This window comes from Streptomyces sp. RKND-216 (assembly GCF_004795255.1).
Classification (GTDB): domain Bacteria; phylum Actinomycetota; class Actinomycetes; order Streptomycetales; family Streptomycetaceae; genus Streptomyces; species Streptomyces hazeniae.
This window is the reverse complement of record NZ_SSBQ01000002.1, coordinates 4,550,791-4,563,872: the sequence shown is the minus strand read 5'-3', so window position 1 is coordinate 4,563,872 and position 13,082 is coordinate 4,550,791. Positions and strand designations below refer to the sequence as shown.

Here is a 13,082-nt window from a genome sequence, read left to right as displayed (position 1 = left end):
TCCCGATGACGTCGCCCATCCTGTGCCCTCCGGCAGGACGCAGGCCACCCCGCGGTCACCTGACGGTGGTCCGAACGACCGTGCCGGCGGGGCTGTTCCCGGCGGCGCTCGGCCCGGCGCGGCCGTTCAGCCGGGGTGGCCGGGGTGCCGGACGCGGGCGACCGCGGCAGCTGCGGCAGGATGGAAGGCATGAGTGTCGTGAAGATCAACGTCCTGACGGTGCCCGCGGAGCAGCGCGAGGCGCTGGAGCAGCGGTTCGGCGCCCGGGCCGGGCTCGTGGAGGCCGCGGACGGCTTCGAGTGGTTCGAACTGCTGCGGCCGGTGGAGGGGACCGACCAGTACCTCGTCTACACCCGTTGGAGGGACGAGGACGCCTTCCGGGCCTGGATGGAGGGCCCGATGAAGGCCGCGCACCAGGGCGGGGGCAACGGTGAGCGGGCGCGCCCGGCCGCCACCGGCTCCGAGGTGTGGTCCTTCGAGGTCGCCCAGCAGGCCGCCCCGAAGACGGACTGAGGCTCCGGCGGGCCCGGGCCGGGGAGGGCGGCGTCCTCGCGACGGGGCGGCCCGGAACGGCGACGATATGGGGAAGCCGTGCGTGCCGCCACCGCGCCGGGTTGCCGCGGGCCGTGGTCGCGGAGGTGGCACGGGAGCTGGAGGGGCGGAGGCTGGCGCTGCGGGAGGGTGTCCCGCCGGTCCTCACCGCGGCCGGGTACGACGTGGCCGAACGGCTCGCCGCCGCGCGCGAGGCCTCGCTCGCCGAGCTGCTCGGCGGCTGGTGGACGCCGGACCGCCCGCGCGAACTGAGCGAGCTGGTGCACGAACTCGGCCAGGAGCTGTGCGGCGCGGACGAGGAGATCCTGCGGACACCGGAAGACCGGCCCTGAGCCGTGCGGCGACGCCGGCGGCGGGCAGGCGGGCCCGGCGCGGGCGAATCAGGCGGGAAGGTGCAGGGCGAAGACGCCGTCCCCGGAGGCGGCGACCCGCAGACCGGTGAGGTCCGGCACCACCAGGTCGGGGCCGTGCTGGGCGGCGCTCGGACCGACGCCGACGACGCGCATCCCGGCGGCCCGCGCCGCGGCGATCCCGGCGCCGGAGTCCTCGAACACGAGGCAGTCCTCCGGGGCGTGACCGAGTTCGGCGGCGCCCTTGAGGAAGCCTTCGGGGTCGGGCTTGCTCGCGCTCACCGACTCGGCGGTGACGCGGGTCTCCGGCAGCGGCAGCGCGGCCGCCCGCATCCGGGCGGTGGACAGCGGCGCGTCGGCGGACGTGACCAGCGCGTGCGGCACGGCGGCGGCACGGAGCGCGGCGAGGAAGTCCCCGGCGCCGCCGACCGGAACGACGCCGTCCATGTCGGCGGTCTCGGCGGCGAGCAGCTCGCGGTTCTCCGCGTGGTTGCGCTCCATCGGACGGTCCGGCAGCAGCGTGGCCATGGTGGTGTAGCCCTGACGGCCGTGCACGACCGACAGCACGTGCGCCTCGTCCAGGCCGTGGTGGCGGGCCCAGCCGCGCCAGACGCGCTCCACGACGGCGTCCGAGTCGACGAGTGTCCCGTCCATGTCGAGCAGCAGTGCGCGGAACGTCGGCGTGGTGAGGGGCATGCGGCGGTACTCCCGTCGGCGGGTGGCGAACGGTGCGGTGTGTACGGCGTGCGCACGGGCGCGCATACGCCGTACGGCGAGAAAGATGGTCCCGCCCCTCCGGGTCAGGGACACGGGGCGGAACCACTTTGTTCCCACACGATACAAACAACGTCCCCATCACGCCAGTCGGCCTCCGGCAAACTCCCGTCCGACGAAGACAGGGCGGGGAGAACCGCCGGCCGGGAGCGCCGCACCGGCGCGCCGTCAGGCGGAGACGGCCTCGTAGAGGCTGTACGCGCCGAGGGCGGCCATCACCACCGCAGCCACCTTGGTGATCAACCCCAGCGGCACGTACTTCATCAGCGTGCGGCCGCCGACGATGCCGAGCGCCGCCACCGTCCACAGGGCCAGCAGCGCGCCGACACCGACCGACAGCCAGTCGTCGTAGCGCGCGGCGAGGTTGGCCGTCATGATCTGCGTCAGGTCGCCGAACTCGGCGACGAGGATCAGCGAGAAGCCGCTGCCGGCCACTTTCCAGAAGGTCTGGTCGGCGGGTGTCCTGGCCTGTTCCTCGTCCTCGCCCCCGTCCTTCTTCAGCAGCAGGAACGCCGCCCCCGCGAGGAAGAGCAGGCCGACGAAGGCGTCCACTGGCCGGGTGGGCAGCAGGGTGAGGACGCTTCCGGCCGCGAGGGCCAGCGCGACGTGCACCGTGAAGGCGGCGGCGACGCCGGCGAAGACGTACGACGCGCGGTAGCGGGTGCCGAGCACCAGCCCGGCCAGAGCGGTCTTGTCGGGCAATTCGGCCAGGAAGACGACGCCGAAGGTCACGGCGGCGGTGGTGAGACTGAACACGGGGGCGGGTACCTCGCTCGGTCGGGCTGCCGGAGCCGTCGGTGACCGCGAGACGCGCACACTTCGGCTCGGCAGCGTGCGGTCATGCGGTCGTGCAGACATGGCTCACGCTGCGGCCGAAGGTCTCGCTGGCGCGTTCGGGCCCCGCCGGTACGGCGGGCCGTGCGCGCTCCGGGCGCCGGGGCGGTGGAACGCGGAACACGTCCGCGAGCCGCCCAGTGTGTCGACGGTCCGGCGAAGAGCTACTCCCCTTCGATCGCGTGCCAGGGTACGCGATACATCCGGCCGCGGGCGATCAGCTCCAGGACGGCGGCCACCGCCACCGTCTGCGCCAGCATCAGCGCGATGAGGACGAAGAGCTGCACCGCCCCCGCCATCAGCGGGGAGGCACCGCCCAGCAGCATGCCGACGAAGGCGCCGGGGAGTGTGACGAGCCCCACCGTTCGGGTCTGGTCGAGGCCGGGGACCAGGGCCCCGACCGCCGCCGGGCGGGCGATCTCCAGCCGCGCCTCACGGGCCGGCAGGCCCAGGGACAGGGCGGCCTCCACCTCCCCGCGGCGTGTCCGCAGCTCGTCCAGGGCGTGCCGGCCCGCCAGCGCGGTGGCGGTCATCGCCCCGCCGATGAGGATGCCCGCGACGGGCACCAGCGTGATGCCCCGCAGCGGCACGAGCCCGGTGAGGAGTACGACGACCAGCACCGGCCCGACGCCCGCACCGACCGGCGCCGCCGCCCACCACCAGGTGCGGTTTCCGGTGATCCGGCGGCCCGCGGTGCGCACCGCGACGGCGTACATCAGGAACACGAAGGCGAGCAGGGTCGGCACCGCGCCGATCACCCACCCGATGAGCAGCGACACCGCGCCCAGCTGCACGGTCGCCCGCACTCCAGCCAGCGCGACGGCCCGCGCGTGGCCGCGTCCGTCGACGTGTACGAGGTGCGCGGCGGCGCCGACGCCCATCGCGGCGAGCAGCAGGACCGCCAGGACGACGCCGAGCGTGGTGTTCACGGGCAGCAGGGCGTCGGCGGCGAGCACGCGCGTAGCCTACGACGCCGGGACCGCCCGCGCGCTCGGGGAACTACCGGGCGGCCCGGTCGTTCCGTACGGTGTCGAGCGTCTGAAGGGAGGCCGGGATGCCCGAGCTGCGCCTGGGTCCACTGCTGCGGTATGTGGACGAGGACACCGCCACCGTGTGGGTGGAGACCGACCGCGCCTGCGAGGTGGAGGTGCGCTGCGTCCCCGGCCCGGAGGCCGCGGGAGGCAGCAGCCGCACGGTGGACTCGGGCACCCCCGCGGGCGGCGGCGCCCGCACCTGGCAGGTGTCCGGGCACCACTACGCGCTGGTGACCGTCGTCGGCCTGGAGCCCGGCACGCGGACGCCCTACCAGGTGCTGCTTGACGGTGAACAGGTGTGGCCGCTCCCCGATCCCGCGATGCCGCCCAGCCTCATCCGTACGCGCGCCCCGGACGGTGCGGATCCGCTGCGGGTGGCGTTCGGCTCGTGCCGCTGGGCGGCGCGCCCCGCGGACAGTTCCCACCACTCGGTCGGCCCGGACGCGCTGGAGGCGCTGGCCCGGCAGATACGCGCGGACGGCGAGACGCCGGACGTGCTGCTGCTCCTGGGAGACCAGGTGTACGCCGACGAGACGTCGGCGGGGATGCGGGCGCGGCTGGCGGAACGCCGCGACCTGGACGAGCCGCCCTGGGGGCAGGTGGCGGACTACGAGGAGTACACCGAGCTGTACTACGAATCGTGGCTCACGCCGGAGGTGCGCTGGCTATTGTCGACCGTACCCACCTGCATGATCTTCGACGACCACGACGTCATCGACGACTGGAACACCAGCGCCGCCTGGCGGCGCGACATCGCGGAGCACCCCTGGTGGCAGGAGCGCATCCTCGGCGGCCTCACCTCGTACTGGGTCTACCAGCATCTGGGCAACCTCAGCCCGGGCGAGCTGGCGGAGGATCCGTTGTTCGCCGCCGTCCGCGGAGCGGAGGACGGTGCGGAGGTGCTGCGCAAGTTCGCGGCCGAGGCCGACGCGGACCCGGCGTCGTTCCGCTGGAGCTACCGCAGGGACTTCGGACGCGTACGGCTACTGATGGCCGACAGCCGGGCCGCCCGCGTGCTGGACGAGCAGAACCGGGCGATGCTCGACGAGAGCGAGTGGGCGTGGCTGCGCGCGCAGGCCCTGGAGCCGGACTGCGATCATCTGCTGATCGGTTCGTCCTTGCCGTGGCTGCTGCCGCCCGCCATTCACGACACCGAGGCGTGGAACGCGGCGCTGTGCGCCGGGGCGCGCGGCGAGGCGTGGGCCCGCCGCGGGGAGAAGCTGCGCCGGGCCGGCGACCTCGAGCACTGGGCCGCGTTCCCGGAGTCGTTCCTGCAACTCGCCGAGCTCGTGGCGGAGGTGGGCGGGGGCCCCGGGGCCCCGGCGACCGTGTGCGTGCTGTCCGGCGACGTGCACCACGCCTACCTGGCCGAAGCGCACTTCGCCGAGCCCCACTTCGCCCGGCCGCCGGACTCCCGCGTGGTGCAGCTCACCTGCTCACCGGTGCACAACAGCATCCCGAAGTACATGCACTGGGGCTTCCGCTTCGGCTGGAGCCGCGCGGGCCGCCGGCTGGGCAGGCTGATCGCCCGTCACGCCCGGCTGCCGAAGCCCGCGCTGAGCTGGGACCGTACCGGCGGCCCCTGGTTCGGCAACCATCTGATGACGCTCGCGCTGCACGGCCGCTCGGCCCGCCTGGCCCTGGACCGCGCGGATTCGACGGCTCCCGCCCCGGGTGCCGGGCCGCAGCCCGGGTCGCTCCTGTCCCGGGTGCTGGAGCGCGAACTGTCCCCGCCCGGGGGCGGCTGACGCGCCGACACGGGCGCACCCCGTGCGCCCCACCCGTCCCCGCGGCCCCGTGCGCACGTAGGCTGTCCCCCAGGAAAGCGGGGAGCCGACAGCAGTCGAACGGGGGCAGGACTGTGCAGGAGAACGTGGATGCCCTGCTGGGTACGCCCTGGGTCTATGCGCTGATCACGCTGTCCGTCCTCCTGGACATCTGGCTCCCCGTCCTGCCCAGCGGCGTGCTGGTCATCGCCGCGGCCACGGCGGTGGCGGGCACCACGGCGGCGGAGGCGGCGGAGGTCGCCGGCACCGCGGGGGCGGCCGGAGCCGCACGCGCCGCGGAGGCGGCGACGCACCTCCCGGAGATGCTGGCGCTCGTACTGTGCGCGGCGACCGCGTCCGTACTGGGCGACCTGCTGGTCTACCGCCTGGCCTGGCGCGGCGGCTCGTGGTTCGAGCGGGCCGTATCGCGGTCGCGCCGCCTGACGGTCGCCCAGGAACGGCTCGGCCAGGCGCTCGGGCGCGGCGGCGGAGCGCTGGTGGTGCTCGCCCGGTTCGCCCCGGCCGGGCGGTCCGTGGTCAGCCTGACGGCGGGCGCGGCACACCGGCGGGCGAAGGAGTTCGTGCCGTGGTCGGCCCTGGCGGGGCTGGCCTGGGCGGCGTACAGCGTGGGCCTCGGCTGGTTCGGCAGCCAGTGGCTGGGGACGACCTGGATCGGCGCGGCGGTCTCGGTGCTCGCCCTCTTCGCCGCCGGGTCGCTGGCGGCGTACGTGATACGGCGTGTGCCGGCCGCCCCGACGTCCGGCACGACCGGCACGACCGTACCGGCCCCCCGCAGGACCGGCGGCCGTCGAGTCCCGTCCCGCGCGCACCCTCCCGGCGCGCCCGCGGGTGCGGCCGGGCCCACCGGCGCGCCGCGGCTGACGGCTGGTCACCGGCGTGGCACTCCGGGGCCGCGGTAGCCGGCGAGGATGCCGGTGTACGCCCAGTCGCGCTGGCCGACGCCCGAGCAGGTGTCGTCGGAGGGGTACCGGTCGTCCGGGCACTTGCGGTCGCGGTTGACGGACCAGAACGACAGCCGTCCCAGGCCGGTGCGCTCCGCGTGCCCCACGAGCGTGCGGAAGTCCCGGACCGTCACCACCTCGCCGTGACCGGTGATTCCGGCCATGGTCGACACGCCCGCGTGCCGGTACGCCTCGGCCCGGCCGTACCCGTAGGCCCGCTGAAGGCGGGCGCGCAGCCCTTCGGCGGCCCGCACGGTGAGGTCGCCCATGTCGCGGCCCCAGCCGGCCTCGCCGAAGGCGAACGGCATGATCGTCCACACGTCCGGTTCCAGTCTCTCCTCTGCCGCCCAGCCGATCAGCCGCGCGTCCGGGCCCTTCGGACCCGACGGGAGGGTGACGTAGAGCGTCAGGCCGGGGTTCGCGGCCACGACGCGGCGCAGCGCAGCGACGGTGCGGGCGCGGACCTGCGGGTCGCGGTAGGCCCCCATCTCGATGTCCACGTCGATCGCGGAGAGGCCGTACGCGTCGATGACCTCCTGGTAGGCCCCGGCGAGAGCGCGCGCCGAGGGGCAGGACCGCTCCAGCTTGCGGCCCAGCCCGCCGCCGAAGGAGGCGACGACGTCGCCGCCCGCCGCACGGATGGCCTCGATCACTCGTTCGTCCCGGCCTCCGGTGAGCGGTCGCACGCCGTCCCAGCGGGGCGTGCAGGTGCCGCTGCTCAGCACGAACGCCAGGGTGAACCACCGCACCCCGGTCGCCTCCATGACCTCCACGGGATCGGGCGGGGCGCCCCAGCCGAGCGACAGGTACGGGGAGACGGGATCGGGCCTGCCGGGCGCACGGGCCGGTGCGGCGGCTCCCGTTGCGTCGGTCGCGTCGGCGGGCGGCGCCGTGACGGGGAGGACCGTCGGGAGCAGCAGCAACGACAGGAGGGCGGACGCACGGAGCAGGGCACGGCGACGCGGCACGCGAATCATGCACGGAATGTAGCGGCGGCCTCACGTGCGGCCACCTGCGGCGCGCCGCACGCGGGCGCGACGGGTACGCCGGGATCCGGTGCGCGGGTCAGCGGGCGCGGCGGCCCGGGACGGCGTCGGGGTCGCGCCGGGCGGACGGCGGCCGGACGCCTTGCGCGGGCGAACCGTCCGCCTCGGGAGCGACGTCCACCGGCGGCCACACCGGGCGGTGCTCGTCGGGCACCCTGTCGAGGGCGGCACCCACCGTCGGCACGACCAGGAAGCGTTCGCGCACCTTCGTCTGGTCCAGGAGCTGGAGCAGCCGGTTGCCGACCGACGCCAGGATGAGCCGGCCGTCGAGGCGGCGGCAGAGCCAGTCGAGCGCGAGCAGGCAGTTGAGACCGCGCGAGTCGCAGAACGTCAGGGCCGTCAGGTCCAGCACCAGGTAGAGGTGCCCGCTGTCGACCAGTTCCCCCGCGTCCGCGAGGAACCGCTGCTCCGTGTGCACGTCGAGTTCCCCGGCCGCGCGCAGCAGCGCGCACCCGTCGGTCGCGACGAGCAGCGTCAGATTGAGCCGCCTGCTCTTCTCGGACATCGCACCTCCCTCGGTCTCCCCCTGGCAGGGTACGTGCGCCGGGCCCCGGTTCCGCGCAGCACCGGGCGGCCGGGGGCTCCGAAGGAGGTCGGAGGGCATGTGGCACTCCTCACTGACGCGCCCCTCGGCCCCGTCCGAGGCGCGGGCGACCGGACTCCCGGCGCGCGGGCGTGCGGCTGCGGAGCAGGGCCCTGCGCGCCGGTGTGCACGGCGCGGGCGCGGGCGCGGGCCGTATGGTCACCACACCGGATCAGTCGTGCGGGATGACCGCCACCGGCACCACGGCGTGGTGCATGACCGCGTGTGTAACCGGACCGATGTAGGTGCCGACCCGGTGCGTGTGCGGTCGGCGGCCAACCACCAGCAACGCCGCATCGGCGGCCTCCTCGACCAGCTCGGCCGCGGGAGGTCCGACGAGCGTGCGACAGTCGGCCTCCACCGTCGGGTGACGCTCCTGCCAGGGGCGCAGGTGGGAGCGGAGCCGTTCGGTCTGCTCCTCGATCATGCGGGCGTCCGCCGCGGGCGCCGCGGGCGCCTCCCGCCGGTGCCGGAACCGGTGGGTCGGGGGCGCCTCCAGGCCGTACCGGACGCGCAGCCGCGCGGAACGGCGAGCGGCCGCGTCGAAGGCGAAGTCCAAAATCTCCCGCGGCGCCTTGTCGGGCTTGAGACCGACCACCACGTCGCCCTTCCGGTCCACCGCGTCCTCGCCCTTCGGTGCGCGGACGAGAACCACCGGACAGCGGGCGTGGGCCACAGCGGGAAGCGCCGCCGAGCCCACGAAGAAACCGCGCAGTCCGCCCAGGCCGCGGGTGCCGAGGACCAACAGGTCGGAGCGTGACGCGATCTCGTCGAGGACGTTCGCGGGGCGGCCCGCGACGACCTGCGAGGTGAGCCGCAGCCCCGGGTGCCGGCTGCCGACGGCGGCAGAGGCCTCCTGCACGACGCGCTCGGCGTGGTCGATCTCCACCTGGTCGTCCTGGAGCTGCGAGAACGGGTACACCCCGGTCTCGTGGACCTGCACGATCTCCAGCGTCGCGCTCCGGCGGACCGCCTCCGCGGCCGCCCAGTCGAGTGCCGCCCGGCTCTCACGCGAGCCGTCCAGTCCCGCCGTCACGGTGTGGGACATCGTGTACCTCCTCCGGCCAGGCGCTCCGGTGGCGCATGTCGCCGCCTCCCCTCCAGGATGGCGCGCCACGGCCCGCGGCGCGCGCGACGTACCACCGAGTCTCCAACCGGACCGCCGGACGGCACGCCGACGCCGTGTCGGCGCCGCGATTCACCACCGGGCCGCCTAGGCTGCTGGCGAACCGGAACCGGCGGGACGGGCCCGGAAACGGCAGCGTCAACGGCCCCGGAGCATCGGACGCCGAGCCGGGAACCGGCCGGCTCGTCGTAGCACGACCCCGACCGAGCGGGAGGACCGCGATGGAGCTCGCCCTGGTCCTGGTGATCATCGCGGTGGGTCTGACCTTCGACTTCACCAACGGCTTCCACGACGCGGCGAACGCCATCGCCACCTCGATCTCCACCCGCGCCCTCACCCCGCGCATCGCGCTCGGGCTGGCGGCGGTGACCAACTTCGCCGGTGCCTTCCTGGGTACCGAGGTGGCCAAGACGGTGGGAAGCGGAATCATCGGCGCGCCGACCGGCGTGGACGGCCTGCTGATCGTTCTCGGGGCGCTCGTCGGCGCCATCGCCTGGAACATCCTCACCTGGTGGCTCGGTCTGCCCACCTCCTCCTCGCATGCCCTGATCGGGGGCCTGGTCGGCTCCGCGCTGGCCGCCGCGGGCACCGTGCACTGGATGGGCGTGGTCGACGACGTCGTGCTGCCGATGATCCTCTCGCCGCTGGTCGGCATGATCCTGGCCTACCTGCTGCACGCGGGCCTCCTCTGGGTCTTCCGCCGTGCCAACCCGCGGAAGGCGACCCGCCGATTCCGCATGGCGCAGACCGTCTCCGCCGCCGCCATGGGGCTGGGCCACGGCCTCCAGGACGCGCAGAAGACGATGGGCGTGATCGTCCTCGCGCTGGTCACCGCCGGGTGGCAGGAGTCCTTCGAAGTCCCGCTCTGGGTGATCGCCGCGGTCGCCCTCGCCATGGCGCTCGGCACCTACAGCGGCGGGCGCCGCATCATCACGACACTCGGACGGCGCATCGTCCACCTGGACCCGCCGCGCGGCTTCGCCGCGGAGTCCGTCGCCTCGTCGGTGCTGTACACCACGGCGTTCTTGTTCCACGCGCCGATCTCCACCACGCAGACGATCACCTCCGCGATCATGGGCGCGGGCGCCACACGCGGCCTCGCCGCCGTACGCTGGGGAATGGCCCGGACCATCCTGGTCGCCTGGGTGCTCACCCTCCCCGGCGCGGCGCTCGTCGGCGCGGCATCGTTTTCGATCCTGCATCTGGCGACCGGGATCTGACCTGCGGAGGGCGCCATGCGCTTCCTGCACCACCCGCCGCCCCGCGACGACTACCCCGCCCGCACGGCCCCCTCCGGCAGCCCCGGCGCGGCGCCCCCGCCGGGACGGTCCGGGACGCCCGGGCCCCCCGCCGCGCCTTCGGTCCCGGACGGCATGCCGGAGCCGCGTCCGCACGGGCACCTCGGTCCCGAGGACGGTGCCTGCCTGATGGAGACGGCGTCCCTGCTGGGCGCCGGGCCCTTCACCGACAGCCCTCGCGGGACCGACCCCGCCCTGGCCGCCCTCGCCCGCTCCGTCAACGACTCCGTCGGCGACCGGGCGCGCCGGGCCCTGCGGCCGCTCGCCGCGGACCTGGCCGACTCCCGCCCCGCCGACCGCGGCTTCGCCCCCCGCCTGATCGCCGACGTGCTGCACGCCGCCCGGGAGGCGGCCCCCGCCGCGCGGGGACTCGCCGTGCGCGAGGCGCGCTGCCGCGCCCGCGCGCGCCGTGTGTCGGCGTCTCCCGGCGGGCGGACCGCCGCGGCGCGCGACACCGTCTGGTGGCGCGGCCCGGGCCGGCACCACCTCGAGCGCGCCCTGCGCGTACTCCTGCGGGCCCCGGACGCCGAACGGCGTCTGGTCGCGGCTCTGCACGACGCCGTCGGCGCGGCCCGGCATGCGACCGCCGCCGGCGCCGCGCCGGTCGCCTCCGCGCATCCGCCCCACCCCTCCTCCCCCTCGGCTACCGTCGGCTGAGCCCGCCCTCGTCCGGCCCGCGGACGGGGCCGACTCCGAAAGGTGGACCGCCGATGCCGCAGGACATGCGCCGGCCCGTGTTCTCGCGGATGTACGTCCGGTCGTCCGGCCCCGCCATGGAGCGGGCCGGCGGGGACAGGCACCGCCGCCGGATGCTGGCGGGTCTGCACGGCGAGGTCCTGGAGGTCGGTGCCGGCAACGGCCTGAACCTCCCGCACTACCCTCCCGGCGTCGCCCGCCTCGTCGCTCTCGAACCCGAGCCCATCCTGCGCGCCCACGCCGAGGCGGCGGCCCGGACCGCTCCCGTACCGGTGGAGGTGGTGGACGGCGTCGCCGAACGGATCCCCGCACCGGACGCCTCCTTCGACGGGGCCGTCGCCTGCCTGACCCTGTGTTCGGTCAGCGACCAGGGTCGTGCCCTCGGCGAGATCCACCGCGTACTGCGTCCGGGCGGTGAACTGCGCTTCTGGGAGCACGTACGTGCCGACTCGCCGCGCATGCGGCGCGTCCAGCGCGCTCTGGACGCCACCGTGTGGCCGCTGCTCTGCGGGGGCTGCCACACCGGCCGCGACACCCTCGCCGCGATCACCGCGGCCGGCTTCACCCTCGGCACGGTCGACCGCTTCGCCTTCCCCGACGTCTCCGTGCCCTGGCCGTCCGCGCAGTGCGTCCTGGGGACCGCCGTTGTCAGTGCGGCCTGAGACGCTTCGGCGCATGGAACCCGCGAAGACCGTCGAAGCCCTCTGGCAGCGTATCCAGGACCGTGACTGGCCCGGCACCGGTGCCCTGCTCGCCGAGAACGTCGTGGTGGAGTGGCCTGTCAGCGCCGAACGCATCGTCGGCCGGGAGAACTTCCTCCGCGTCCAGTCCGAGTACCCGGAGGGCTGGTCGATCCGCGTCCTGCGCATCGTCGCCGACGGCGACCAGGTCGTCTCCGAAGTCGAGGTCCCGCACGAGGAGATGGGCCTGTTCCGCGCCGCCTCCTTCTGGAGCGTGCGGGACGGCCTCGTCACCGCGGGCCGCGAGTACTGGACGGAGCCGGGCGCCGATCCCTCCCCGCAGTGGCGCCACCCGTACGTCCAGCGCCTCTGACGACCGCGCACACCCTCTGGTGCCGCGCAGCGCCGCCGCCTACCGTCCTGGTTCATGACGTTCTCGATCGTGGCGCGGTCCGGCGCGGCCTTCGGCATAGCGGTGGCCAGCAAGTTCCTCTCCGTCGGTGCGGTGGTGCCCGCCGCCGACGCGGGGGCGGGCGCGCTTGCCACGCAGGCCACGGCGAACCTCCGGTACCGCCCGCAGGGGCTCACCCTGCTGCGTACCGGAGTCCGGCCCGCCGACGTCGTCGCCGGCCTCGTCGCCGCCGACGGCGAGCACGCATACCGCCAGGTCGGCGTCGTCGGGCCGCACGGCGACGGTGCGACGTACACCGGGGAGAAATGCCTCGACTGGGCCGGCGGCACGTCCGGCGACGGCTACGCGATCCAGGGCAACCTCCTCACCGGCCCCGAAGTGATCGACGCCATGGAGGCCGCCTGGCTCGAGGCCGCCGACGCCGACCTCGACCGGCGGCTGCTCGCCGCCCTCGCGGCGGGCGACGCCGCGGGCGGCGACCGGCGCGGCCGCCAGAGCGCCACCCTCCACGTCGTCGCCCCCGGCGCCGGCTACGGCGGCATGAACGACACCGCCTGCGACCTCCGCGTCGACGACCACCCGCACCCCGTCACCGAGCTGCACCGCCTGCTCGACATCCACACCCTGCTCTTCGGCACTCCGGACCCCGACACCCTCCTCGACCTCACCGGCGAACTCGCCCACGAAGTCCGCCGCCTCGTCGCCGCCCGCGGCCACACCACCCTGGAGACCTGGGCCGGCGTCGAGAACCTCGAGAACCGCCTCGTTCCCGGCAGGATCGACCCCGTCGTCCTCGCCCACCTCCGCGCTCCCGACACACAGGGCTCCTGACGCCCCCGCCACGGGGCGAGCCCGTCCCACCGCCAAGCGGCCCGGGTCCCCCCGCGCCTCACCCCTGACCCGGCGTCAGCCGGAAGGCGCGCCACCACAGCTGGACCGCCCGCCCGAGAAACACGCCCTTGCACACGC

At 75.0% G+C, this 13,082-nt stretch carries 15 protein-coding genes; 9 read left to right on the top strand and 6 right to left on the bottom strand.

Annotated features, from left to right (window positions below):
* Positions 1-189 precede the first annotated feature (189 nt).
* The gene (locus tag E4198_RS19910) at positions 190-513 is read left to right on the top strand and encodes an antibiotic biosynthesis monooxygenase (RefSeq protein ID WP_136184351.1); all 324 of its coding nucleotides are present in this window, start codon (positions 190-192) and stop codon (positions 511-513) included.
* A gap of 113 nt (positions 514-626) precedes the next feature.
* Positions 627-884, top strand: coding sequence for a hypothetical protein (locus E4198_RS19905; RefSeq protein WP_136184350.1), 258 nt, complete (start codon positions 627-629; stop codon positions 882-884).
* A 48-nt stretch (positions 885-932) separates the two neighbouring features.
* Here E4198_RS19905 and E4198_RS19900 read toward each other — a convergent pair whose 3' ends face one another.
* The 3 genes from E4198_RS19900 to E4198_RS19890 all read right to left on the bottom strand — a co-directional run bounded on the left by E4198_RS19900 (position 933) and on the right by E4198_RS19890 (position 3,466).
* Positions 933-1,598, bottom strand: coding sequence for an HAD-IA family hydrolase (locus tag E4198_RS19900; protein WP_136184349.1), 666 nt, complete (start codon positions 1,596-1,598; stop codon positions 933-935).
* A gap of 246 nt (positions 1,599-1,844) precedes the next feature.
* Positions 1,845-2,432, bottom strand: a complete 588-nt coding sequence (locus tag E4198_RS19895) for a TMEM165/GDT1 family protein (RefSeq protein WP_136184348.1) — start codon at positions 2,430-2,432, stop codon at positions 1,845-1,847.
* A gap of 242 nt (positions 2,433-2,674) precedes the next feature.
* Entirely contained in the window at positions 2,675-3,466 is a 792-nt protein-coding gene (locus E4198_RS19890) for an ABC transporter permease (RefSeq protein ID WP_281727996.1), read from the bottom strand.
* Positions 3,467-3,564: 98 nt separating this feature from the next.
* On the opposite strand from E4198_RS19890, the gene E4198_RS19885 reads away from it, so the two are divergent.
* Positions 3,565-5,292, top strand: a complete 1,728-nt coding sequence (locus E4198_RS19885) for an alkaline phosphatase D family protein (RefSeq protein WP_136184347.1) — start codon at positions 3,565-3,567, stop codon at positions 5,290-5,292.
* Between the two features lie 113 nt (positions 5,293-5,405).
* Positions 5,406-6,230 (top strand): VTT domain-containing protein, encoded by an 825-nt coding sequence (locus tag E4198_RS19880; RefSeq protein WP_247597761.1) that lies wholly within the window; start codon positions 5,406-5,408, stop codon positions 6,228-6,230.
* Here E4198_RS19880 and E4198_RS19875 read toward each other — a convergent pair.
* The 3 genes from E4198_RS19875 to E4198_RS19865 all read right to left on the bottom strand — a co-directional run bounded on the left by E4198_RS19875 (position 6,200) and on the right by E4198_RS19865 (position 8,949).
* Positions 6,200-7,249 (bottom strand): chitinase, encoded by a 1,050-nt coding sequence (locus tag E4198_RS19875; RefSeq protein WP_247597760.1) that lies wholly within the window; start codon positions 7,247-7,249, stop codon positions 6,200-6,202. The two genes, E4198_RS19880 and E4198_RS19875, sit on opposite strands and share 31 nt — an antisense overlap.
* 88 nt (positions 7,250-7,337) lie before the next feature.
* A complete protein-coding gene (locus E4198_RS19870) occupies positions 7,338-7,823 on the bottom strand; it encodes an STAS domain-containing protein (RefSeq protein ID WP_136184346.1) in 486 nt (161 codons plus the stop codon).
* A gap of 250 nt (positions 7,824-8,073) precedes the next feature.
* Positions 8,074-8,949: a universal stress protein gene (locus E4198_RS19865; protein ID WP_136184345.1), complete on the bottom strand. Its 876-nt coding sequence runs from the start codon at positions 8,947-8,949 to the stop codon at positions 8,074-8,076.
* 299 nt (positions 8,950-9,248) lie between these two features.
* Here E4198_RS19865 and E4198_RS19860 point away from each other — a divergent pair, with 299 nt between their 5' ends.
* The 5 genes from E4198_RS19860 to E4198_RS19840 are packed head-to-tail and all read left to right on the top strand — an operon-like array spanning position 9,249 to position 12,944.
* On the top strand, positions 9,249-10,247 hold the full coding sequence (locus E4198_RS19860) for an inorganic phosphate transporter (RefSeq protein ID WP_136184344.1): 999 nt from the start codon (positions 9,249-9,251) through the stop codon (positions 10,245-10,247).
* Positions 10,248-10,262: 15 nt separating this feature from the next.
* Entirely contained in the window at positions 10,263-10,982 is a 720-nt protein-coding gene (locus tag E4198_RS19855; protein ID WP_210732858.1) for a hypothetical protein, read from the top strand.
* 53 nt (positions 10,983-11,035) lie between these two features.
* Positions 11,036-11,683, top strand: coding sequence for a class I SAM-dependent methyltransferase (locus tag E4198_RS19850; protein WP_136184343.1), 648 nt, complete (start codon positions 11,036-11,038; stop codon positions 11,681-11,683).
* A 13-nt stretch (positions 11,684-11,696) separates the two neighbouring features.
* Positions 11,697-12,074, top strand: coding sequence for a nuclear transport factor 2 family protein (locus tag E4198_RS19845; RefSeq protein WP_136184342.1), 378 nt, complete (start codon positions 11,697-11,699; stop codon positions 12,072-12,074).
* 54 nt (positions 12,075-12,128) lie between these two features.
* Positions 12,129-12,944: a DUF1028 domain-containing protein gene (locus tag E4198_RS19840; RefSeq protein WP_136184341.1), complete on the top strand. Its 816-nt coding sequence runs from the start codon at positions 12,129-12,131 to the stop codon at positions 12,942-12,944.
* Positions 12,945-13,082: the final 138 nt, after the last annotated feature.